Origin of the sequence: Methylocapsa sp. D3K7 (assembly GCF_029855125.1) — a bacterium.
In the GTDB taxonomy this organism is placed as follows: domain Bacteria; phylum Pseudomonadota; class Alphaproteobacteria; order Rhizobiales; family Beijerinckiaceae; genus Methylocapsa.
Map to the genome: position 1 here is coordinate 3,659,869 of NZ_CP123229.1, position 19,603 is coordinate 3,679,471.

The 19,603-nt window shown below is 59.1% G+C and carries 13 protein-coding genes, 1 tRNA gene and 4 pseudogenes; 6 read left to right on the forward strand and 12 right to left on the reverse strand.

Annotated features, from left to right (window positions below; genetic code table 11):
• Window positions 1–57 precede the first annotated feature (57 nt).
• From QEV83_RS17190 to QEV83_RS17205, 4 genes and pseudogenes are all read right to left on the reverse strand, one after another.
• Complete coding sequence (locus tag QEV83_RS17190; protein WP_280128888.1) at window positions 58–471, reverse strand: hypothetical protein; 414 nt, start codon at window positions 469–471, stop codon at window positions 58–60.
• A gap of 22 nt (window positions 472–493) precedes the next feature.
• Entirely contained in the window at window positions 494–3,322 is a 2,829-nt protein-coding gene (locus QEV83_RS17195) for an EAL domain-containing protein (protein WP_280128889.1), read from the reverse strand.
• A gap of 311 nt (window positions 3,323–3,633) precedes the next feature.
• Window positions 3,634–3,774: pseudogene (locus tag QEV83_RS17200) on the reverse strand (IS6 family transposase); the annotation flags it as partial.
• A gap of 87 nt (window positions 3,775–3,861) precedes the next feature.
• Complete coding sequence (locus QEV83_RS17205; RefSeq protein WP_280128890.1) at window positions 3,862–4,221, reverse strand: hypothetical protein; 360 nt, start codon at window positions 4,219–4,221, stop codon at window positions 3,862–3,864.
• A gap of 176 nt (window positions 4,222–4,397) precedes the next feature.
• On the opposite strand from QEV83_RS17205, the gene QEV83_RS17210 reads away from it, so the two are divergent.
• Window positions 4,398–4,844 (forward strand): cupin domain-containing protein, encoded by a 447-nt coding sequence (locus QEV83_RS17210; RefSeq protein WP_280128891.1) that lies wholly within the window; start codon window positions 4,398–4,400, stop codon window positions 4,842–4,844.
• 245 nt (window positions 4,845–5,089) lie between these two features.
• Here the strand turns inward: QEV83_RS17210 and QEV83_RS17215 are convergent.
• Window positions 5,090–5,914: pseudogene (locus tag QEV83_RS17215) on the reverse strand (helix-turn-helix domain-containing protein); the annotation flags it as partial.
• A 166-nt stretch (window positions 5,915–6,080) separates the two neighbouring features.
• Window positions 6,081–7,592, reverse strand: a pseudogene (locus QEV83_RS17220) (IS66 family transposase).
• A 629-nt stretch (window positions 7,593–8,221) separates the two neighbouring features.
• On the opposite strand from QEV83_RS17220, the gene QEV83_RS17225 reads away from it, so the two are divergent.
• Window positions 8,222–8,386, forward strand: a complete 165-nt coding sequence (locus QEV83_RS17225; protein WP_280128892.1) for a hypothetical protein — start codon at window positions 8,222–8,224, stop codon at window positions 8,384–8,386.
• Between the two features lie 388 nt (window positions 8,387–8,774).
• A pseudogene (locus tag QEV83_RS19490) lies at window positions 8,775–9,812 on the forward strand (recombinase family protein); the annotation flags it as partial.
• Between the two features lie 162 nt (window positions 9,813–9,974).
• On the opposite strand, the gene QEV83_RS19495 reads toward QEV83_RS19490, so the two are convergent.
• The 3 genes from QEV83_RS19495 to recJ form a co-directional block, all read right to left on the reverse strand.
• The gene (locus QEV83_RS19495) at window positions 9,975–10,382 is read right to left on the reverse strand and encodes a hypothetical protein (RefSeq protein WP_348273238.1); all 408 of its coding nucleotides are present in this window, start codon (window positions 10,380–10,382) and stop codon (window positions 9,975–9,977) included.
• Window positions 10,371–10,446: transfer RNA gene (locus tag QEV83_RS17235), tRNA-Glu, on the reverse strand. Before QEV83_RS17235 ends, QEV83_RS19495 begins: the two co-directional genes overlap by 12 nt.
• 79 nt (window positions 10,447–10,525) lie before the next feature.
• Window positions 10,526–12,352 (reverse strand): single-stranded-DNA-specific exonuclease RecJ, encoded by a 1,827-nt coding sequence (recJ, locus tag QEV83_RS17240; protein ID WP_280128893.1) that lies wholly within the window; start codon window positions 12,350–12,352, stop codon window positions 10,526–10,528.
• Between the two features lie 188 nt (window positions 12,353–12,540).
• Between recJ and QEV83_RS17245 the strand changes: the two genes are divergently transcribed.
• The 3 genes from QEV83_RS17245 (at window position 12,541) to QEV83_RS17255 (ending at window position 15,350) form a co-directional block, all read left to right on the forward strand.
• Entirely contained in the window at window positions 12,541–13,374 is an 834-nt protein-coding gene (locus QEV83_RS17245) for a DUF533 domain-containing protein (protein ID WP_280128894.1), read from the forward strand.
• A 287-nt stretch (window positions 13,375–13,661) separates the two neighbouring features.
• Window positions 13,662–14,393 carry an outer membrane beta-barrel protein gene (locus QEV83_RS17250; RefSeq protein WP_280128895.1) on the forward strand — a complete coding sequence of 244 codons (732 nt, stop codon included), beginning with the start codon at window positions 13,662–13,664 and terminating at the stop codon, window positions 14,391–14,393.
• A gap of 75 nt (window positions 14,394–14,468) precedes the next feature.
• Window positions 14,469–15,350, forward strand: coding sequence for a transporter (locus tag QEV83_RS17255; protein ID WP_280128896.1), 882 nt, complete (start codon window positions 14,469–14,471; stop codon window positions 15,348–15,350).
• A gap of 63 nt (window positions 15,351–15,413) precedes the next feature.
• Here QEV83_RS17255 and QEV83_RS17260 read toward each other — a convergent pair whose 3' ends face one another.
• The 3 genes from QEV83_RS17260 to QEV83_RS17270 all read right to left on the reverse strand — a co-directional run bounded on the left by QEV83_RS17260 (window position 15,414) and on the right by QEV83_RS17270 (window position 19,572).
• On the reverse strand, window positions 15,414–17,639 hold the full coding sequence (locus QEV83_RS17260) for a 3-hydroxyacyl-CoA dehydrogenase NAD-binding domain-containing protein (protein WP_280128897.1): 2,226 nt from the start codon (window positions 17,637–17,639) through the stop codon (window positions 15,414–15,416).
• 83 nt (window positions 17,640–17,722) lie between these two features.
• A complete protein-coding gene (locus QEV83_RS17265; protein WP_280128898.1) occupies window positions 17,723–18,325 on the reverse strand; it encodes a class I SAM-dependent methyltransferase in 603 nt (200 codons plus the stop codon).
• Window positions 18,326–18,363: 38 nt separating this feature from the next.
• Entirely contained in the window at window positions 18,364–19,572 is a 1,209-nt protein-coding gene (locus tag QEV83_RS17270; RefSeq protein WP_280128899.1) for an acetyl-CoA C-acetyltransferase, read from the reverse strand.
• Window positions 19,573–19,603 lie beyond the last annotated feature (31 nt).

Below are 19,603 nucleotides of genomic sequence, written 5' to 3' on the forward strand. Positions count from 1 at the left end.
TAGTTCGCCGGCAGCTTAGTGAAGGTGGAGACGGGAGTCGTTCCGAAGGCGCTCGCCTCACGCCGTGGTTCGATGCAAGCCGTCCAGGTCTGCCCTGCAGGCCACGCTGAACTTCAGGAGAGGATCGGGATCCAAGCTCTTGGTCAGCGCCTCGGTCGCGAGTTGTCGTAGCTCCACGCTTGGCTTCAGATAAATCTCGAGGATGGTCCTGAGCACGGCCTCCGCTGTAGCGATGACATTGGCTGGAGCAAAGAATCGCATTCGGTTGATGAGTCCGATCAGGCGTTGCTCATCGCCGCTCAGTTCGAGTTCGTCTCGGGTGTAGGCGCGCAGAAGCAAATTCGACGCGTTCATAACGAAGTCCGCATAGATCGTCTCCCACTTCGTGATCTCCGCGACAACGCGCTGAAGTCGATCTTGACTGCGGTGTGTGTAAATGGCGGCGATCAACAGTGCCTGGCTGCGCGCCAAAGTCGATTAATGCCGAGTCGAGCTAAGCGATCAGTAGACGTTCTAAACTCCGCTGGCGTTTCAAGTGAGAAGAACGCAGCAACCCCACGATTTCGCTCGCTGGTATCGGCTGGCTGAACAAATAGCCTTGCATTTCTGTGCAACCCGCCTGGCGCAGCCATTCGAGTTGCACTTCCGTCTCAACGCCTTCGGCCGTCGTGGGAATGCAGAGGCTCAATCCGAGTTGAGCGATTGCCTGGACGATCGTCAAGCTTTCCCGGCCCTCGTCAAGATGGGAAACGAAAGAGCGGTCAATCTTGATTTTATCGAAGGGAAAGGCGCGCAGATAGCTCAAGCTAGAATAGCCAGTGCCGAAGTCATCCATGGAAATACTTACTCCGAGGGCACGCAATTTATGCAATGTGGCGAGGTTTAGCTTGCTTTCCTCCAGAAGAATCGATTCTGTGACTTCGAGTTCAAGGCGCGCCGCCGGCAGTCCCGCGCTTGCGAGCGCGGCGGAAACCACATGGGTCAAGTTGACGTTCTTGAACTGAACGGGCGAAAGATTTACGGCTACTTTCAAATCGTCGGGCCATGTCGCCGCGTCTGCGCAGGCTTGCCGCAGCACCCATTCGCCAAGCGGCACGATCAGGCCAATCTCCTCAGCGACCGGAATAAACTCCCCCGGAGCCACCATCCCGCGTGAGGGATGGTGCCACCGAAGCAGCGCCTCGAACCCGGAAATGCAGCCGGTCGCAAGGGTGACGAGAGGCTGATAATAGAGTTCGAATTCGCCGGCGAGGAGCGCCTTGCGCAAATCAAGTTCGAGCGTACGGCGGGCTCGCAGGCGGGCATCCATGTCCGGTTCGAAAAAGCGGAAGATACGCCGTCCGTCCTCCTTGGCCCGATAGAGCGCCGTGTCGGCGTTCTTCAGGAGTTGATCGGGGGTGTCGCCATCGTCTGGGGCAAGCGCGATACCGCCGCTGGCTCCAATCACGATATTTTGGCCTTCAATATCATAAGGTTCGCTCATAAACTTCACGATGCGATCGGCCAAGGCGCTCGCTTCTTGCGCCCCGGTGAGGCCCAGTTGCAGGACCGCGAATTCATCGCCGCCAAATCGGGCCACCACGTCAGAGTCGCGCAAGCACGTACGGAGACGACTGGACACGACTTTCAAAAGCTTGTCGCCAATGGGGTGCCCCAACGTGTCGTTGACGTTCTTGAATTGATCGAGATCAACACAAATGACGGCGAGCTTTTCCCGATATCGGCGCACGCGCAATAGCGCTTCGTCCAGGCGCGCGTGAAACAATACCCGGTTCGGCAACTCTGTCAGCGCGTCGTGGTGCGCCATGTAAATGATCCGCTTTTCAGCCTGGCGCTTCTCCGTCACATCAATAACTGCAATAAGCTGAGCAGGCCGTTCGCAAAGCTTTGTGGTTCGCCAATAGGTGAGGACGTCGATCCGCGTCCCGTCCGCCTTGACATGTTGCCAAAGTTTGCTAGGGCCGCCGTCGTCTAAATCAGGTCTGTCCCGAATCGCGTTCCTGACATTGTCCCTATCCTCTTGCGGTAGTAAGTCGAGCAAGGTGAACGCTAGAAAGCACTCTTTATCATAACCGTAATGCGTGATCGCCGCGTCATTCACGGCCAAAAATTTCAAGTTCTCTGTGTCTAAGAGCAACATCGGGACGGGATTGGACTCGAACAGCAGTCTGAACGATTCTTCCGCATTAAAAGCGTCGGTCACATCCCTGTATGTCCCGGTCCAGTCGACCGCCACGCCATGTTGATCCAAAACCAATTCAGATTCGTGATGAATCCATCTAACCGCGCCCCCCGGCTGAACGATACGAATCCGGAGGGGAACGCGCGGCCTGTCAGATAGATCGCGCGCAGTAGCGGTTTGGAGAGCAAGTTCCTGCTTCTTATAGGCGGCGCGATCGTCAGGATGAATGAGATCGAGGAAAGCTTCCCCCACGGGCGCGGGCAGGCTCGGATCGAGACCGAAGACCCGGTAGGTTTCGTCAGACCATGCGACGGCGCCAGTGCGCAAATTCCGTTCGATGCTGCCGGTATGGGCGATCCGCTGAGCGCGCGCCAAATGATCCTCGCTGCGCTGGAGCCGCTCCGCCTCTTGCGCGGCCCTCGACGCCAAATGGTTATCCACGATCAAGCCCAGGACGCCGAGCCCGGCGAGGAGAGCCATTACCATAGCGATCGCGATGGCGAGCACGTTTGGGGCTATCGCAGAGCCAGGCACCGCGATAAGCGGATCTGGCACAAGAGTAACAGCCGCCATACCCGTGAAATGAAGTCCGCAAATCGCCAGAACAAGCAGCAACGCGGCCATGAGGCGGCCCGGCAAGGTCGGCCTCCATAACAAGACACGCATCCCAGCGGCAGCACCAATCATGCTAATTGCGATCGACGCCAGGACATAGCTGAAGTCCCAGTGCTCTTGGGCGGGCGCCCTCAACGCGGCCATACCTGTATAGTGCATCGCGGCGATGGCCACCCCGATTATGGCGCCGCCTAGCAGGGGAGCCGCATACCGGTACTTAACAAACATCCCGAGCCAGACGGACCCGATCACGACCACGAAAGAAATCGCGGTCAAACCGACATCGTAGCTTATGGGAAAACCCGGCTCGAAGGCCAACTCGGCAATGAAATGGGTCGACCACACGCCCGCGCCGAAGACCGTGGCCGCCACGAACAGCCACGAAAGGGACCGGCCCCTCTCTGCGTCATTGGTGCGAGTTAAAAGACTCACGGATATCAAGCAAGCGGCAATGCAAATCAATCCCGCGAGGAAAACAAGCCAGAGATTATGTTGTTCGGTAAGACAGGCAAATATGCGGATCATTGATGACCCTTCCTCGGTTCGGATGATGGTTCTGGCGGCGCCAAACGCCGGATCAAGGAAATCGATTTAGACAAAGGATCAAGCGATCCGCGCGGACATCCGGTATTCATCGCCCCGTTTCAGCAGAGAGATGTCGGAAGGTGGTTGCGTTTTGCTGTTACGACGTTGGTTTATGGCATCAAACCAAAAATTAACTAAATATGACTATATTAAATGAATAAATAACATAAATTAATCATAAACACAATAATATCTTGAGGCTCTGTCAAATTAAAAAATTTAGCTCGCTGCAATCCTACTGGCATATTGGATTACACCGCGACGACAACTTCACGCCACGTTTGCATGGCTGATGCCCGGAAGACTCGGTGCGTTCTTGCTGAGGTGAGATGGCGTTGGACGTTGAAGATGTTGTAGGTGGCTGCGTGGATCGAGAGAAATCGTTGCGCGGAGACACACTTCGTAAGGTCGCTTGCGGCGGGCGCGTGCCGGACAAATCCGCCATCCGCCGGCGGGTTTTAAATCACGGTTACTCATTCTTAAAGTTGCGAGATGTCTTCGACGATGCTGTCGGCGAGCTTGCTTTCCATGAATGCGTATGACGCCTTCAGCTTGAGCCCTATTACCGTCGTGGCCCGGGTGCTGGCCAGCCATCGGACTTCGGCATTCAGAATTTCCAGCGTGACTGCCTCGGCTGCTTTTGCCGCCTCAAGCGCCTCGCGGGTCAAGATGCTTGGCTCGCGCAAATATGCGATCTGCGCCTCGTTGCGGCGCGCAAGAGCATTGTGGAACTCCTTCTCCGCTAAATCGACCTGCTCGGTTAGGGCGAAAAGCTCGGCGTCCCGTTCGATTGCCTCAATCATTACGAGCCCGGGGCTCTCATTTTTCCCGTGGCGCATGATAGAGCCTTTCCCGTCGATCTTCGTTAGATTGGCGCCGAGCGCCTTCGTATTGCGTTTCCGTCCTCGGCAAACCGTGTCTCAAATTGTCTCGGCGTATCGCTTGCGGAATGAAAATGCCGCGCGACGGCGAGGTCGCGCGGGTCAAATGCAGCGGAGCTGTAAGGAGGACGACGATGCTCAAGATGGCTTTGGTTCTCGGTGGCATGCTCGCCCTGGCGGCACCATCTCAGGCCCAGATGAACTCGGCCGACCTGAAGTGGGGCCCCGCGCCACCCGTGTTCCCGGCTGGCGCTCAGATGGCGGTATTGTCGGGTGATCCCGGCAAGGCAGGGACGTTCGTAATCCGGCTGATGATACCGGCAGGCTACAAAATCCCCGCGCACCACCACCCGACGGACGAGTATTTGACGGTGGTCTCGGGCGATTTCTCCTTGGGCATGGGCGACAAGCTTGACGAGACCAAGAGCGCCGATCTCACTGCCGGCGGCTTCGCGGAGGCGCCAGCGCAGATGAACCGCTTCGCCTGGACAAAGAGCGGGGCGGTGGTGCAAGTTTGGGCTGATGGCCCGTTCGCCATGACCTATGTGAACCCGGCCGACGATCCGACCCACCACCACTAGCATGTGGACCCTGACCGCATCGAGTGTTCGGCGACTGCAGGTAGTGACGAGTCAACTGGCGCGTGCGGCTAAGAGCGGCCCGCTTTGACAACTTGAGATAGCTGCTCGCCGACGCCAACATCGAGCGGGCGGCGGAGATCTGCGCTGCGGCACGGATGGTTAACGACGGTCAAGAGCGTACTCGTCCAGGACTGACAATACCCGCATTTTCGACGCGATCTATCTTCTCCTTCACCTCGACCTCAACCAATTACTTTTAGATAGGTGAAGTCGGTCTGCCAGAGCTGGTTTGGCGCCGTGGTCTTGTCCTTGAACTCATCGGCGGCCTTCATGACAATATAGGCGGAACTGGCGATTAGGTCGTGGTCCTTCAACAGGCGATAGACCGAGGCCTCCGAGACAAAATAGCTTTCCGAGTCGGTGAAGCGCGTCGCTAGCTCTCGTGGCGACAGCTCCGGTTCGTCTAGGGCCAATTGCACGATCTGGCCCCGCACATTGTCAGGAATTCTGTTCCAGACGCGGTCGGGCCTGGAAGATCGGTCTTCCAGGGCCTCTGGCCCGCCGGTCTGGCAAAGGTCACACCATCGATAAAAGGTGGCGCGAGAGACGCCGAGTTTCTCCAGCGTCCGGCGCACCGGGAGATTCGATTGCTCGACCAGCCGGATGATCTCCAGTTTCTCGGAAGCCAGATATCTCATTCCTCGCTTTCCCCATCCGCGATCATGCTTTTTTTTGAGCAGGCGCAATTCCAGCGCCTGTTCGGCGACAACCTCCTTCAGCGCGCGGGCTTCCCGGCGCAGGTCCTTGACTTCGCCGCTGGCCGCCGCCCGCGCGGTGTCGCCCGCAAGGCGCCGCTTGCCAGCCTCCAGGAACTCCTTCGACCAGGTGTAATACAGACTCTCGGCGATGCCCTCGCGCCGGCAGAGTTCCGCGATGCTGTGTTCGCCGCGCAGGCCGTCCAGCACGATGCGGATCTTCTCCTCCGCCGAATACTGCTTGCGCGTCGCTCGGCGAATGTCCCTCACGATCCACTCGGAGGACGATTTGGGGGTTCCGGATTTCTGGATCATCTCCACTCCTTGATGGTTACGATGAGCCAGAAATCCTCCGTTCTTCAACCCGCCAAAACTGTCTCAGAGGCGCCGACGCCGGACACTGCGATTTTGCACTACCAAAAGTATGTGCAGGAACCGGACGCTTACAGCAACCCGTAAGCGTCCGGACCTTGCACTGATGTTAGGGATTGACAGGGTTTGCGGCTTTCCAGGTCCATGGCAGCAATTTGTCGAGGTGGTTGATTGGATGTCCATCGACCATGCGCGTGAGAACATCACGCAGTTAGGCATATGGCTCGACTTCGTTCAACTTCGCTGTCTCGATCAACGAACAGACGATGGCCCACCAGACACCGCCACCATCGCTGCCCGCGAACAGATGATTCTTGCGCCCGAGGGCCACAGGACGAATCGTGCGTTCGACGGGATTGGTGTCGAGCTTGATGCGGCCGTCGCGCAGAAAGCGGGTCAGGCCGTCCCATCGGGCAAGCGCGTAGCGCACGGCCTCGGCAAGCGTGCTGCGGCCGGAGATGTGTGGCAGTTGTTGCTCCAGCCAGATGCGGAATGCATCGACAATCGGCTTCGATCGCGTTTGTCGGGCCACAAGACAATAGGGCGGAGGCCGACCTCGGATTTCGGCTTCAATGGCATAAAGTTCGCCGATCCGGCGCAATGCCTCGGCCGCCACGGGCGAGCCCGTGGCTTCGGCGACTTAGTAGAACTTGCGCCTCGTGTGGGCCCAACAGGCGGCAAGCACGATGTCGCCATTGACGGCCAGTCGCTCAAATCCGGCATAGCCGTCGACATGCAGCACGCCCTTGAAGTGCTCGAGATGCGACGCCGGACGCTCGGCCTTTCGGTCAGGTGCAAACAGATAGATAGCCGCAGGGGGCTCGGGTCCCGCCCGCAGTCTCTGCTCGTGTGCGCAGGCCGAAAGACGTCCGGTCTTCGTGCGTCCACGGCCAGGATCGAGCACCGGGACAGGCGTATCGTCGGCGAAGAGATGATCCGAGGCAAAGACGTTCTTGCACAATCTCTCGTGCACGGCTTCAAGCCACCAACAGGTTCCGCCGACCCAACCCGCGAGTGTCGGGCGTTCGATCTCGACGCCATGCCGGGCAAAGATCTGCGACTGCCGGTAGAGCGGCGTGTGATCGCAATATTTGCTGATGAGCACCTGGGCGAGGAGTGCCGGCGTTGCGAGCCCGCCAGCAATTGGGCGTTCCGGCGCCGCTGCCTGTACTACTTTATTGCAGACCCGGCATGCATATTTGGGACGCGTGGTGCGGATTACACGAAGCCTAGCTGGCACTCAATCGAGCATCTCGGATTCGCTCTCGCCGATCCGATGCATTGTCCCGCCACAGCACGGACAAGCATCGCTTGGAACATCGAGCAAAATCTCTTCACGCGGCAGATAATCAGGCAGCGGCTTGCGCTTTGACAGCGCGCCTGCGGTCTCTGCAATGCTGATCGGATGGCTCTCCTCAACCTGGCCGATATCGCTTTCAAGGTCGTCAAGAGCGAGCACCAGCTGGTCATCGTCCAGGCGCTCGGACCGGCGGCCGAACTGTGCCCGTTGAAGCTTCTTGATGATCAGCTTAAGCCGCTCGATCTCACCATCGCGGTGCTCAACGACAGCTGCCATATCGCGCACAAGATGCGCTTTTGTCCAGGAACGGCGAGGTGCCATCGGAGATCCTCCATGTTACGAAGGAACCCGACATGCTGCGATTTTGCACTACCAAAAGTATGTGCAGGAACCGGACGCTTACAGCAACCCGATTAAGACGGCAAGATAAAAGCCCCAAGGTGCTTGGCGGCCGGACGGGTAAAAAGCTAAGTAACAACAATGCTCGTGGCAAAGGTACGCATGTCACCATAACCTTGTTGAATGCGGTAATTCGCTGGGAAATTTACGAACTGGACAAATTGCGAGTTGGCGCGCTGTGAAACGGGATGATGATCTTCGCGTCCAACCGGGCCGCATCCAGAGGGAGCGCAGTCAACGCGCCAAGCCATTCATTGCCCAAGCCCTCGCCGCCGCCGAAAAGGCCGGCGGGATCTGCCCACGGAGCCTCATCGTCGCGCCAGAACGGCGCGGCGTTGCGAGCCGGCCCCGAAAAGGGAGGCGCTCGCGCATCGGCCGAGGCCAGGAGGCGGCGGCTTGGCCGAAGCATTCAGCCCCGCAACGCGGCCCCGGCGAGCGGATGCGCCGCGTTGTGGTCAAGGCGCAGATCGTGCGGTTGAAACGCGGCGGCAAGGCAGCCGACGCCCCCATCTGTGCCATCTGCGACGCGACGGAACGAACCGGGAAGGCGAATGCGGGAGGCTGCACGGGCCGGAGACCAACACGATGGACGGGCGGGAGCTCGTGGAGCGCGAGCGGAAGGACCGCCATCAATTCCGTTTATCATCACACCCGAAGACAACGACCGGCTGTTCGACCCGCGCGGCTTCACCCGCGACGTGACGCGCCGGATGTGAGCACCAAAAGCTCGCTCGTGCGACCTTCGATTTCTTTTAGCAGCCAATGACCCGCATCGTAGCGCATCGCAGAGTTGGGCCGTTCACCCCTCGAACGTATGTCGCCATCATCGCGGCATGGCCGATCCTCGTCCCTCACGCCGTCGAATTGTCGCTGAACAAAACAGAAATTGCGATGGCTTTCGCGCGCCGAAACGATATGATTCGGTTCCGGTTGAAGCCGGAAGCGTGGATCACCTTGTCGTCGATGATTGGCCGGAGGATGTCCCGAGATGATTGGCCGGAGGATGTCCCGATCTTTTCCTCCGAGGTGGATGTGTTGGCGACCTTTCTAGCAAACATGCTCGACGCGTTTCTCCGGCCTCGGCAATAAATTTGGGAGCTTCTCATGACCGAACCCGTCCGCGCCGCCCTCTATCTTCGGGTCTCGACGACGCGGCAGGCGGAAGTCGATCTCTCCATTCCGGATCAGCAGGCGCAAACGGTCGCCTATTGCGCAAGGCAGGGCTGGCGCATCGTCGCCGAATATGTCGAGCCGGGCGCCTCGGCCATGGACGACCATCGGCCGGAATTTCAGCGCATGATCGAACGCGCCTGCGACGACGATCGCCCGATCGACATGATCGTCGTCCACTCCTTCTCGCGCTTCTTTCGCGACGCCTTCGGCCTCGAAATGTATGTGCGCAAGCTCGCCAAGCACGGCGTGCGGCTCGTCTCGATCACCCAGGAGCTTGGCGACGATCCGGCGCAGGTGATGATGCGACAGGTCATAGCCCTGTTCGACGAATATCAGAGCCGCGAGAACGCAAAGCATGTCCTGCGGGCGATGAAGGAGAACGCCCGCCAGGGCTTTTATAATGGCTCGCGACTGCCGCTCGGCTATGCGCTGTCGGAAGTCGAGAAGCGCGGGCATCGAACCAAGAAGAAGCTTGTCATCGATCCCGTCGAAGCCGAGACGGTGCGGCTGATCTACCGCCTCTACCTCGAAGGCGATGCCGGCAAGGGGCCTTTGGGAATCAAGGAAGTCACCAAGGCTCTCAATAGCCGCGGGATGAGGACGCGCCTTGGCGCGCGATTTGGCGTCGCCTCGGTCCACAAAATACTGACCAATCCCGTTTATGTCGGCCGCTGGCGCTTCAACCAGCGTGAGGCCGAGTCCGGCCGGGCCAAAGCCGAAAGCGAAGTCATCGAGATCGCGGTCCCGGCGATCCTGGAGCAAAAAACCTCTGACAAGGTCCAGACGAGTCTGGCCGCTCGTAATCCCCGCGTTCTGCCGCCGCGCGTCGTGTCGGGGCCAATCCTGCTGACAGGTCTGGCGCACTGTGCGTCTTGCGGCGGGGCGATGACCCTACGCACCGGAACGTCGAAAAGTGGCAAGATCCATCGTTATTATACATGCTCCACCGCCGTCCGCGTCGGCAAGACCGGCTGCAAGGGCCGCTCGATTGCCATGGCCAAGCTCGATGCGCTGGTCACAACCCATCTCGCCGACCGGCTGCTTGGACCAAGCCGTTTGGCGGGGCTCCTGACCTCGCTTGCCGAAAAACGCGCGTCCAGTGACGCAGAGGTCCACGAACGAGCCCGCACGCTACAGGCCGAAATCGCCCAGGCTGACGACAAACTCCGCCGCCTCTACAAAATGGTGGAGGAGGGCGTCACGGATCTCGACGATGTGCTGGGGAATAGGCTCGCCGTGCTCAAATCCGGGCGCGAACGCGCCCAGGCCGCGCTGGAGCGCATCAAAATCCAATCCGCGCCCCAAATCACGCTTGAAGCCGGTCAGATCGAACGATTCGGCTCTTTCATGCGCGAGCGGATTACGGAAGGCGACACCCCATTCCGGAAGGCCTATCTGCGCTCGATCGTCGAGGCCATCGAGGTTGACGACAAAGTCATCCGCATCCACGGCTCGAAGGCGAGCCTCGAACAGGCCGTCATCGCCGGAGAACAAATCGGCAAGGGTGTTCGCAGTTTTGTACGCAAATGGCGCGCCCAAGGGGAATCGAACCCCTGTTTTCGCCGTGAAAGGGCGACGTCCTGGACCGCTAGACGATGGGCGCGGAAATCTGGCCGCTGCGTCCATGTCTACCAGCAGCCGGGCGGACATATAAAGGCGACCGGCCGCCCTGGCAAGTTGGCTCAAGGAGACGCCATGGACACGCGGGCCTGGGCTGCCGGAGCCATATCAAGCAGCCTCAATTGGACCCGCTCGCGGCCCCCGTATCGATCTACCGCCAAGGTGCCGGCGAGGTGCACAATCGTGCCCCGCGCCGCAAGAAGAGCCTCTCCGACCGGTGCCGCAGCCGCACGAAACGCAATCCCATCGATTTTGGCGCCATCGCCAGCCTCCGCACGCAGCCGCAGATGGCCATTGCCCACCGCGGCGACATCGAGGAGGCGATGCGCGGGCAAGGCAAAAACCGGTTCCGGATTGCCGGCGCCATAGGGACCGCCTCGTGCGACGCCGGCGAGCAATTCCGGCTTCGCCGCGGCCGCGCTTAGTGTTGCGTCGATCAACAGGGCTTCATCCGCGCAAGCTGCGGTGACCGGTCCGGCAAGGGTGTCTTCAAGAAAAAGTTTGAAATCGGCGAGCCGTTCGCGGGCGATCGTAATTCCTGCCGCCATCGCATGGCCACCCCCCTTGACGAGAATGCCCGCCTCGACGGCGGCGCGCACAGCGCGGCCAAGATCGACGCCCGCGATCGAGCGGCCTGATCCGGTGCCCAGGCCGTTGACGGCAAACGCAATCGCGAAGGCAGGGCATCGGAATTTTTCTTTAAGGCGCGAGGCGATGAGCCCCACAACACCCGGATGCCAGCCATCGCCCGGCACGACGATGACCGTGGGCTTCTCCGTTGCCGCGCCGGCCTGCGCCTCCGCCTCGTCAAGCGTAGCGCGTTCCAGCTCCTGACGCTCGCGATTGAGCCGGTCGAGTTCTCCAGCAATCGTGCGGGCCTCCACGGGATCGCGCAGCGTCAAGAGCCTGGCGCCGAGCGCGGCGTCCCCGATCCTGCCTCCCGCATTGATGCGCGGACCGATCAGAAAGCCGAGATGATAGGGGTTGGGCGGCTCCTTCAAGCCCGCAATATCGAAGAGGCTCGTGAGACCCTGCCGCCCTCGTGTATGCATGAGGGCAAGTCCCTTGGTCACGAAAGCGCGGTTCAAGCCAGTCAAAGACGCGACATCCGCGATCGTCGCGAGGGCCACAAGATCAAGCCCCGCAAGCAGGTCGGGCGGCGGCCGGGCGGGCGAAAAAAAGCCGCGTTCGCGAAGACTGCGCTGCACCGCCACGAGCGTCATAAAAACCACGCCCGCCGCGCACAGATTGCCAAGGCCGGAAAGATCGTCCTTCCGGTTTGGGTTAACGACAATCGCGCTTGGCAAAATCTCGGGCGCCTGGTGATGATCGAGCACGATCGGGTCGAGGCCGAGCCTTGCCGCTTCGGCGAGCGGTACGTGGCTCGCCGTCCCGCAATCCACCGTGATCAAAAGTTTCGCGCCACCTCGCGCGAGGCCTTGGATTGCTTCAATATTTGGGCCATAGCCCTCGAAAATGCGGTCCGGAATGTAGATCTCGCAAGGCGTGCCGCAGCAGCGGAAATAATCGTACAGCAGGGCCGAGGAGGCGGCGCCATCGACGTCGTAATCGCCAAAAATCGCGATCCTATCGCTGCGCTCGATTGCCTCGGCGATACGGCGTGCCGCCGCTTCCATATCCTTCAGGGAAAAAGGCTCGGGCAAGAGCTTCCGCAAACTCGGGTCGAGATAATCTTGTGCTCCCTCCGGCGTGACGCCGCGACCGGCGAGAACGCGGGACAAAAGGTCGCCGCTTCCATGCAACTGCGCGATGGCGAGCGCGCGGGCCTCGCCAGTGGCATCGAGACGGCCGCGCCAGGGGCGTCCCAGCACCGAACGCTCGACACCCAAAAATGCCCGCGATGCGGCGCCAGGCAGTGATTCACTCATGCTTGATGTTAGCTGGTGGGTTCGCTGAATGCGAGGGCGGCTTGCGCCTTGTACATAACTTAAAAGTCGCAGCTCACAGGGAGTGGGGCGGGGTCTGGCCGGGCCGTGAAAAACCTGCTCCTGGGGAACGTCACGATGATGAAATCATTTAAGTCTTGTTAACGGAAATCCGTGCCGGGAGGAATGCCATGTTCGACGCAAAAGAACTCCTAAACATGCTCACCGGAGGTCAGCCTCCCACGGGCGCCCAGAACGCCCTTGATGATGCCAGCGCCGCGCTCGATCGCGGCAAACAAATTGCTTCGGACGCCGCGAATCAAGCGGCCTCCGCGATTTCGGACGCGCTCGGTCAGGTTCAATCGCGCCTGGAGGGGTCGGAGGCCAGCGAATATGCCGGCAAAGCCAAGGATTTCGTTGATAAAAATCCAGTCGGCACGGTTGCCGCCCTTGGCGGTTTGGCCGCCCTCTTGCTTGGAACCAAGGGCGGCCGCGCCGCGACCGGAGGAGCTGCCAAACTTGGCGGGCTCGCCACTATCGGCGGCATCGCTTACAAGGCGCTACGCAATTACCAAGAAGGCAAGCCGCTCATCCAAGGCGTTCCGGGTCTCGAACAATTAACCGCGGCGCCGGAAGGAACCAGCTTCTCCGAACTGGCGCACACCAACGACACGGCTCTCCTTCTGATCCGGACGATGGTGGCGACGGCGGCGGCAGACGGCGTCGTTGAACCGTCACAACGGGCGGTGATCATTGGCCAATTGAAGGGCTCTGGCCTTAATCCGGAAGCCGCGAAGTTTCTCGATGCCGAAATTCAGCGTCCGGCGACGGTGAGCGAAATTTCCACCACGGTGGGATCGTCACATGATCTTGCGACACAGGTCTATGCGGCGGCTCATTTGATCGCGGCGACTCCGCCAGAGAAAGCATTTCTTGACAATCTTGCGAAAGGGCTGGCGCTCGATCCGGCGCTTGTTGCGTATATCAACGCGACGGCAGCTGCCGTGGTGCCGCCCTTGAACTGATCCAACGCTGTGGAAAACCAGTGTCAATTTTACCACAGGGCGGGGCCTTTCTCCTTGTTTTGGGCATACCCAACTTGCACGAGCCTCGCTCCAAGGTTTTTATGGAAGTGAAAAATGATCACTTGGAGGGACGCCGCGTGAATATCCCCACCATTTCGCAATTCGTAGAGAGGTGCATTCACTGTGTCACGCACCAAGGCGGGAAATTGCTGGCGGGCGTTTTCATTTCCGCTACCCTTGCGGTGATATGTGGGCCCGTCCGCGCCGCCGATGAGCCATCTGGAGCGGTGTCACCCATTTTTGAGCCCCCGCCGCCCGCCGCATTCCGTTGGACCGGATTTTACGTGGGCCTCAATGTTGGCGGCGGTATTGATCATTTTGCCTTTCCCTACGCGATCAACGTGCCGGGGCCGAACGGTTATACGCAAGGAAGGGATGGTATCACCGCTGGCGGACCCGTCGGCGGTATCCAGGCTGGATATAATTATGAGCTTCCGTTTTGGCACCTTGTCGCTGGTATCGAAATCGATGTCGAGGCTGCTGGCATAGAGGGTCAGACAAGGGTTAATGGCGCACTCGGCTCCGGCCTTCCGGTGTCAGCGACCTTCGGTTCCAAATTCGAAGATTTTGGCACCGGCCGGCTGCGCCTTGGTTATGCGTGGGGCCGGTTGATGCCCTATGTGACGGCGGGTTTCACCTTCGCGACGACAGAAACCTTTTATGACGTCGTGGCACCCGGCTTCGCGGCCACCGGATCCAGCACCTCAACGCGTTCTGGCATTTTCCCCCACGTCGGGGTGGGCGGCATCGGCGTCGAATATGCCATCGCCCCAAATTTCACTGTCAAGGCGGAGTATCTCTACGAATTTATCAATGCTCGGCCGGTCGTGTTTAGTCCGGCACCTTCAGCAGTGGTTCTGTTCAACACGCGGACGATGTATCATATCGGCCGGGTCGGCTTGAACTATAAATTCGACTGGCTTTCGCCGCCCGCGAGCGCCGTTGTGGCTAAATACTGAGATTATAATTTGCTATGACGAGGCCAGGACAGCGCGGGCTGGCATCATGTGACCGCATTGGGCCTGGAATTGAAGATGCGCTCTTCGCCGCTTCGCTTCGCCTTTCTTCTCCTCCTAATCCTGCCGGCGTCGCGAGGCGCTCGTGCAGACGACACGGCGAGCACGCCCGACAAGAGCATGTATAGCCTGTTCAACCCGACGCCAGACGATGCCATGCGCGCTTTTGATCCGGAGCGCCCCTGCAAAATTCTCAACCCTTTTACGGTCGATGCAGGTCACTTTCAGATCGAAAGCGACATATTTGATTATACGCATATCAATTTTGCTGGCGCGGGGACGCAAATTTTTGAAACGGCGGATCCGGTGGTCAAACTCGGATTGACGAATTCAATCGACTTCGAGCTCGTCTTCAATGGCTATCTGAATTCTGCGACGCACAGCAATCAGACCGGCATGCTCATCGCGAGCGGTCACGGCTTCGGCGACACCATCATCAAGACAAAAATCAATCTTGTCGGAGATGATGGCGGAACCTTCGCCATGGCACTTGTTCCTTTCGTTAAAGTCCCGTCCGCCGCCCCCGGGCTTGGCAACGGCGTTGTGGAAGGGGGCGTCGCTTTGCCGATGCAGATCAATTTGCCGAAGGATTTCATCTTAGGCGTGCAGATCGAATATGATGCTCTCAAAAATGCCAATGATAGTCAGCATTACGCCAATCTGGTCAACATCGTCAGTCTCAGCCACGCGGTATCTTTCATCAGCAAGGACTTGACCGTCTCCATCGAATTTTTCTCAGATGTCGGCACGGATCCTTTCACGCCCGCTGTCTACACTTTCGATGTTGGCTTGGCCTATCTGATTGCACCCAATGTGCAACTCGATGCAGGAGGCAACTTCGGTCTCACCAAAGCGTCGCCCGATCTCAATCTCTATACCGGCATTTCCGCGCGTTTTTGAAAAGATGTCCGCAGTCGGCAGCGCGTCTTGTGTCCACGGTCGTCCGGGACGCTGTCCAACGGATCATGCGGCGCGCTTTGTCTGGCCAGCGAAGCGCCCGTAAAAAGACCCTCCCGTTTCCGCCAAGTCCAAGAGAATTTTTGGCGGCATGAAACGCTGTCCAAATTTGCCGCGGAGTCTCTCGCAAAGCGCGACGAAATTGGCGGCGCCCATCGCATCGATATAGCTCAATGTACCACCGGTGAATGGCGCGAATCCGAATCCGATGATCGAGCCGACGTCCGCCTCGCGCGGATCGGTGACGACGCCTTCCTCGATCGTCCGCGCCGCTTCCACCGCCTGGGTCACGAGGAACCGCTGTTTGAGTTCGCCGATATCGAGCCTGTCCGGATCGAGCTTCTTTGGTTGAAACGCGGCGAGACCTGGCCACAGAGTTTTGGACCCTTGCGCGGGGTAATCGTAAAAGCCCTTGCCATTTTTGCGCCCATGCCGGCCATGACCGGTGACCATCGCGGTGAGCAAACACTCCTGGGCGGAATCAATGGCCGCCACTCCCAAATCACGTTTTGTCGCCTCGATGATTTTCAAGGCAAGATCGATCCCTACTTCGTCGTTGAGGGCGAGCGGTCCCACAGGCATACCTGCCATTTTGGCGACATTCTCGATCATCGCGGGCGGAACGCCCTCGATCAGCATGATATGACCTTCGCGAATATAATTGCCGACGCAGCGGTTGGCATAAAAGCCCCGGGAATCGTGAACGACAATCGGCGTTTTTTTGATCGCGCGAACGTAGTCCAAAGCGGTTGCGAGGGCCCGATCACCGGTTTTCTCGCCAAGGATCACCTCGACAAGCAGCATTTTTTCCACCGGCGAAAAAAAATGTATCCCGACAAAATTTTCGGGCTCGGCGTAGGCTTCCGCCAGCGAGGTGATCGGCAGGGTCGAGGTGTTCGAGGCGAAGATCGTACCAGGGGCCAGAACCGCGCGGGCCTTTTGCGTCGCGGAGGCTTTGACCGCGCGATCCTCGAAAACGGCCTCGATCACGAGATCGGAGCCCGCAAGCTCGCTGTAGTCGGCGGTCGCCTTGATCCTTGAAAGAAGCGCCTCCTTGTCGGCACTCTTGGCACGCCCCCTCACAATTTGTGCCGAAATCAATGCAGCGCAAATCTCCTTGCCCCTGTCGGCCGCCGCCTGATCCTGGTCGATCAGCACGACGTCCATCCCAGCGCTCGCGGTGACATAGGCAATGCCCGCGCCCATGAATCCCGCGCCAAGGATGCCGACACGTTTAATTGCAATTATCGGGACATTGGCGGGACGCCGGGCCCCCTTGTTCAATTCACCCATGGAAATGAAGAGGGTGCGGATCATCACGGTTGCTTCGGGTGAGCGCAGTATCTTGGCGAACCATCGCGATTCAACGCGCAGCGCCAAATCGAAGGGCAGTTGAAGCCCTTCGTAGACGCTGTGCAAAATAGCTTTCGCGGCCGGATAATTGTCATGCGTCTCGCGTCGGTAGATCGCATTGGCCGCGGGCCAAACCATCATGCCTTGTGCCGAATACACTTTTCCAGAAGGGAGCTTGATGCCCTTCTCGTCCCACGGCGCGATGCCCTTGCCGCCCGCAACGATCCACGCCTTGGCTTTCGCCACGATCTCGTCTGCGGGCGCCACTTCATGGACGAGATTCATTGCTTTCGCCGCCTTGGGCTTGATCTGCTCGCCCTTGAAAAGCATCTGCAGCGCATCACCGGTCTGCATCAGGCGGGAGACGCGCTGGGTGCCGCCTGCGCCGGGAAACAATCCGACCTTGATTTCCGGAAGGCCCACGCGCGCCTTGTCGGTATCGGCGATGACCCGGTAATGGCAGGCAAGCGCAAGTTCAAAGGCACCTCCAAGACACGTGCCATTGATCGCAATCGCGAAAGGCTTGCCGCATGTTTCGAGCTTGCGATAGGTCCGCGAAAGGCGGCTCGACGATTCGAAAAAGAGTATTGTTGCCGCTTCCTCGCCCTTGTCCTGTTTGGCTTTCAAATAGTCATCGGCCGCCGTCTGCAGCATGGAAAGATCGGCGCCGCCTGAAAATGTGTCCTTGCCAGAGGCGATCACGCAGCCCCTAATCGCAGCGTCGGCCGCGACACGATCAATGACTGTCTCGAGTTCGCTGATAACCTCGGGCGTGATGACATTCATCGAACGGCCCGACATATCCCAGGTGAGTAAGGCAACGCCGTCGGCGTCTTGCTCGAAGCGGAAGTTGGTGAGCATTATCTGCTTTTCATCCATACGTTGTTTCCTCTTCGCAAGCGGACAATGGTGCTATGAAGCAGAATCGTTCCACTATTGGCTTCGCGAGCTACTTGCCCTAATCAATCCGCCTCTTTTCGTATCCAGACTTGATATCCCTTCATCAAGACGGTGATTTTACGTTTGTAGATGCTCAGAAACGCATTGATCGCGGGTTTCGGGAGTCCATCCAAAGCGGCCGGATTTTTCCATTTGTAATCATCAAAAGCCATGATGCCGGAACGTTTGAGCAGAAGAAAAGAAAGCACGGCGTCTTCCAGAACTTCAACCGAGCCGTGGCCGCCATCGACATAAATAAAATCGAAGGTGTTCGAGGGGAAAGACCGCAGCAGATGCCGAGACAGTCCGATTTGCAGGTGAACTTTTTCCGGCGACCGTGCGGCCAGGACATTTTGCCGGAATGACAATTGCTCCGCGACATCGATGCAGGTGATCCCCGCTTGCGGATGCGTCGCGATGTTTTCGAGCAGCCAAACCGTGGCACGGCCTTCGTAGCTGCCAATTTCCAAAATCTGGCACGGCATGTCCACGAGGTGCGTGAGATATCTGCTAAAGTGTTTTTCGTTTCCGCAAAACCAATCCGTCGTAAAGCGAAACCTTTCCGGGTTTTCTTGATATTTTGTTTCTGGCAGGGATGCCGCCGCGTAGGGTTTACCAAGCAACATGAAGCGTTGTCCGCTGTGAGAAAGTTAGCCGTTGGTGGTTATACACGTTCGATAATTGTGGCGGTGCCCATGCCTGCGCCGATGCAGAGGGTGATGAGCGCCGTGGATTTTCCGCTGCGTTCTAGTTCGTCGAGCGCGGTGCCGAGCAGCATGGCGCCAGTCGCACCCAGCGGATGGCCCATCGCGATAGCGCCGCCATTGATGTTGAGTTTTGCCATGTCGACGTCGAAGGCCTGGGCGAACCTCAGCACGACGGAGGCAAACGCTTCATTGACTTCGAAAAGATCGATGTCTTCAAGGGTCATCCCGGCACGCGCCAAAACCTTTTTGGTGACATCGACCGGGCCGGTGAGCATCATCGCCGGTTCCGAGCCAATATTGGCGAAGGCCCGAATCTTTGCCCGCGGCTTGCGGGCCATTGCCGCGCCCGCCGTTGCCGAACCGATCAGTACCGCCGCCGCACCATCGACGATCCCCGACGAATTGCCGGCGTGATGGACATGCACGATTTTTTCCACTTCGGGGTGTGCGTCAACGGCCACCGCGTCAAACCCCCCCTGTTCGCCCATCATTGTGAAAGAGGGTTTTAAAGATGCGAGCGCCTGCATGTCGGTGGTCGGCCGCATGTGCTCGTCGCGGTCGAGCAGGGTAATGCCGTTAATGTCGCGCACTGGCGCGAGGGCATTTTTAAACCGGCCCTCGCTCCAGGCTTTTGCCGCGCGCTGTTGCGAGGTGACTGCATATTGATCGACGTCGTCGCGCGAAAATCCATACTTCGTCGCGATGAGATCGGCGGAGATTCCCTGCGGCATGAAATAGGATTTGATCGCGATGGCGGGATCGACCGGCCACGCGCCGCCCGAGGCGCCAATGCCGACGCGGCTCATCGACTCGACGCCGCCGCCGACGGCGAGGTCGTGCTGCCCCGCCATGATCTGCGCGGCGGCAAAATTGATCGCGTCGAGACCGGAGGCGCAGAAACGGTTGATCTGGACGCCAGGGACATGATTGCCATAGTCCGCGGTGAGCGCCGCCGCGCGGGCGATGTCGCCGCCCGCCTCGCCGACGGGATCGACGCAGCCGAGGACGACATCATCGACGAGATGCGTATCGAGTTCGCCGCGTTCCTTGAGGGCGCGCAGGACCGTCGCGGCGAGCCCCAACGTCGAAACTTCATGCAAGGCGCCGTCGGGCTTGCCTCGGCCTCGCGGCGTACGGACGTGGTCGTAAATGTAAGCGTCGGGCACCTTTTCCTCCTAGTATAAGCGCTTAGTCGTT

What these genes read in the sequence shown, in the direction of transcription:
- QEV83_RS17245 (WP_280128894.1), top strand. Translation starts at nt 12,541, where the DNA reads ATGTTCGACGCAAAAGAACTCCTAAACATGCTCACCGGAGGTCAGCCT.
- QEV83_RS17255 (WP_280128896.1), top strand. Translation starts at nt 14,469, where the DNA reads ATGCGCTCTTCGCCGCTTCGCTTCGCCTTTCTTCTCCTCCTAATCCTG.
- QEV83_RS17260 (WP_280128897.1), bottom strand. Translation starts at nt 17,639, where the DNA reads ATGGATGAAAAGCAGATAATGCTCACCAACTTCCGCTTCGAGCAAGAC.
- QEV83_RS17195 (WP_280128889.1), bottom strand. Translation starts at nt 3,322, where the DNA reads ATGATCCGCATATTTGCCTGTCTTACCGAACAACATAATCTCTGGCTT.
- QEV83_RS17210 (WP_280128891.1), top strand. Translation starts at nt 4,398, where the DNA reads ATGCTCAAGATGGCTTTGGTTCTCGGTGGCATGCTCGCCCTGGCGGCA.
- QEV83_RS17205 (WP_280128890.1), bottom strand. Translation starts at nt 4,221, where the DNA reads ATGCGCCACGGGAAAAATGAGAGCCCCGGGCTCGTAATGATTGAGGCA.
- QEV83_RS17265 (WP_280128898.1), bottom strand. Translation starts at nt 18,325, where the DNA reads ATGTTGCTTGGTAAACCCTACGCGGCGGCATCCCTGCCAGAAACAAAA.
- recJ (WP_280128893.1), bottom strand. Translation starts at nt 12,352, where the DNA reads ATGAGTGAATCACTGCCTGGCGCCGCATCGCGGGCATTTTTGGGTGTC.
- QEV83_RS17225 (WP_280128892.1), top strand. Translation starts at nt 8,222, where the DNA reads ATGCGGGAGGCTGCACGGGCCGGAGACCAACACGATGGACGGGCGGGA.